Annotated in this window: 2 protein-coding genes and 1 pseudogene; all 3 read right to left on the reverse strand. The window is 60.4% G+C overall.

Features of this window, described 5'->3' with window-relative positions:
• Positions 1-158 precede the first annotated feature (158 nt).
• Positions 159-560: a GtrA family protein gene (locus HMPREF2779_RS09085; RefSeq protein ID WP_233992180.1), complete on the reverse strand. Its 402-nt coding sequence runs from the start codon at positions 558-560 to the stop codon at positions 159-161.
• Entirely contained in the window at positions 530-1351 is an 822-nt protein-coding gene (locus HMPREF2779_RS01275; protein ID WP_233992181.1) for a glycosyltransferase family 2 protein, read from the reverse strand. Before HMPREF2779_RS01275 ends, HMPREF2779_RS09085 begins: the two co-directional genes overlap by 31 nt.
• Positions 1348-2410 (reverse strand): annotated as a pseudogene (locus HMPREF2779_RS01280) (phosphodiester glycosidase family protein). Before HMPREF2779_RS01280 ends, HMPREF2779_RS01275 begins: the two are co-directional and overlap by 4 nt.
• Positions 2411-2592 lie beyond the last annotated feature (182 nt).

The following is a 2592-nucleotide window of genomic DNA, read 5'->3' on the forward strand; positions in this document are numbered from 1 at the left end:
ATTTTGTTGTCCAAGAAACGGGAGGCAGTTCATTTTCTCAGCGGGGGCTTTTCGTGAACAGAACGCTGCCGCTTTGGTGCTGCAGCTTGCGTCTCCCACCTACCCTCACGACTGATGGGTGGGAGAAGTTTTGTAGGTAGCCCCTAGTGAACTAGTCGCTAGGGGCGTACCTGGGAGGCAGGCATTCCGGCACGAATGCTTGCAGCCTCCATGCGAGCCGGCTCGTAGCTCACCGCGCGCAAGCCGGAAGAGGCAGCGATCGCCTGAGTCTTTTCTCGCGTATTTTCCTGACGCTGGGTGGGTAGAAAAACCCAGCGGCGCTGAACCGCGAAGCTAATTGGGATCAGAATCAGTTCGGGCAGGATCTTGGCGACCAGCAGGGATGCCCCCAGGCCGATCAAAGCTTCCATCAGAGCTGCGTTGGCGGCGAGGATGCCCACCGCCAGCACGGCGTAACGTACCAGCGAAGAGGATGCGGAGGGGCGTGCGCCTCCTTCGTGCATGAGCATTCGGTTGACGGTGAAGTTCGTCAGCACCGAGATGACGCGGGCACCGACCACAGCTGCCAGCGCGGAGCGCCCATGCCCACCAGGACGAAGAGGGCGATAGCATCCACGAGGAAGCCGGTCAGGAAAGACGAAGCCAGGAAGGCAAGCAGCGGTGAGTAAATGAGCGCCGAGTCCTGCAGAGGCCTAAAATGGCTGGTCGGGTTGCCCGGCTCGTAGACCTTCACGATGGGTACCTGCACCAGCTCCACGTCTGCGCGGGTTGCGCGCAGGAGCATGGAGAATTCGTACTCGTACTTATCGCCGGGGATCTGCAGCAGCCAGTCCAGGATCTGCGGGGTGAAGCCGCGCAGACCGGTCTGGGTATCTGCCACGCGGGCGCCGGTCGCCAGGGCGAAGAAGCCTACGGTTGCACTGTTGCCAATCTTGGAGCGTAGCGGCACCTTAGTGCCTTCTTCGCCGGCGTTCGGGTCGGGACTGGTACGCACGCCGAGGATGATGCTCCTCTGACCTGCCACCGTGGCGGTTTCGGTGCGCACGCCCACACGGAAGATGTCCCGGGATAGGTGCTGGCCGTCCGCGTCGGCGGTGACGATGACCTCGCCGGGGCGGTTTGCTTTTGCCCAGGTGATGCCGGTGCGCGGTGCCGCACCCTTACCCTTGTTGACCGGGTGGGTCTGCACGGTCACGCCGTCGATACGCAGTTCGGTAAAGATTGGTGTGTAGGTGCTGCCGGATCCATCGTCAATGACGAGGATTTCGGTGGCCGGGTCCTGTTCGCGCAGGGCACGGGCAAGGCGGACTAATGATTGGTCCGGCTTATAGGCGGGTATCAGGATAATCACGATGCGCTCCCTGCAATGTAGAGGATGTCGCTGGTGCCACGTTCCTTGGTGCCACCCTGCGGGCGGTTGACCAGCTTGTTGTTGAAGACCATGGTGGAGGAGCCACCACCGTCCAGGTTGTAGGCGCTCACGCAGCCGAGGTCCTTGAACATCTGGGCGAACTCGGGAATGGTCACGCCGCGCGAGTAGTTGGTGGAGCGGCCGTCGACCACGATGAAGACCAGGTGGTTGGTGCCGAGCACGCCCACACCGGTTCGCGGCTGGTAGCCCTGGATGGAGTGGTTACCGAAGTTGGTGTCCACCTCGACGCTGTCGATGCCGTCGACGATTGCGGAGTCCTTGACCAGTGCGGGGCTAAAGGAGAGGGTGTTCCACACGCCCTCGTTGACGAGGGTCTGGGCGTTGGTTGCGGTTTCGTCGTAGAGTTTGACGGAGCCGTCGCGGTAGAAGGCCAAACCCTCGCGAGCGCCGGCGTCACGGTAGACAACACCGTTTCGGATCACGATGCCGGTGGTACGGAAGCCGTAGTAGTCGCCGTTGATCGCCCAGATGCCGTTGTGTTCGGAGGCAATGTTCGAGGGGGTGTCGATGATGTTCTGGCCGAACTTGTTGTTGGCGAAGGCGCTTCGCAGCAGGGTTGCGTTGTCGAGCTTGATGTCTGCTACGACGGAGACGACCGCGTCCGAGCCGCTGCCGGTGGTGTTGGAGGTGATGGTGATCGAGCCTTCGTTAGCGGTGAGGCTCTGGCCGTTGACCTTCACGCCGGTCAGTTCGGTGGGGTCTGCGGTGGCGGAGCCGGAGGCGCTTGCGTTTGCCTGAGCTGCTGCCGCCTCGTAGGCGGTGGTGTCTTCGATTTTCGGTGTGCTCTGCCAGGTAGCGGTTGTATGCCCAGCCTGCACCGCCGCCGGCTACTGCGAGTGCGCCGAGGCCGCCGCCGATGAAGATTCGACGGGTGAGCTTCTTCTTGGCTAGCTTCTGCTCTGCGGCGGTTTGTGCTGCGTTAGCTTGTTCTGCCGCGGTCTGGTCAATGTTCTGAGTCATGTTCTGTTCGTTGTTCATGTCTCTAGAATGCCGGGCTATTCTCTGTGCCAGGCATGACTAAGCTGTGCAGAAGATATGTATACTTATTCATTTCAAACTTTTTTATTACTGCCTATGCTTTATTAGCAGATGATGCTATGCATATTCATGTATAAACATGTGTATTAGCTTCGCGTACCAAGCAGTTGAGCACCCACCGC

This window comes from Rothia sp. HMSC069C03, from assembly GCF_001811075.1.
GTDB lineage: Bacteria > Actinomycetota > Actinomycetes > Actinomycetales > Micrococcaceae > Rothia > Rothia mucilaginosa.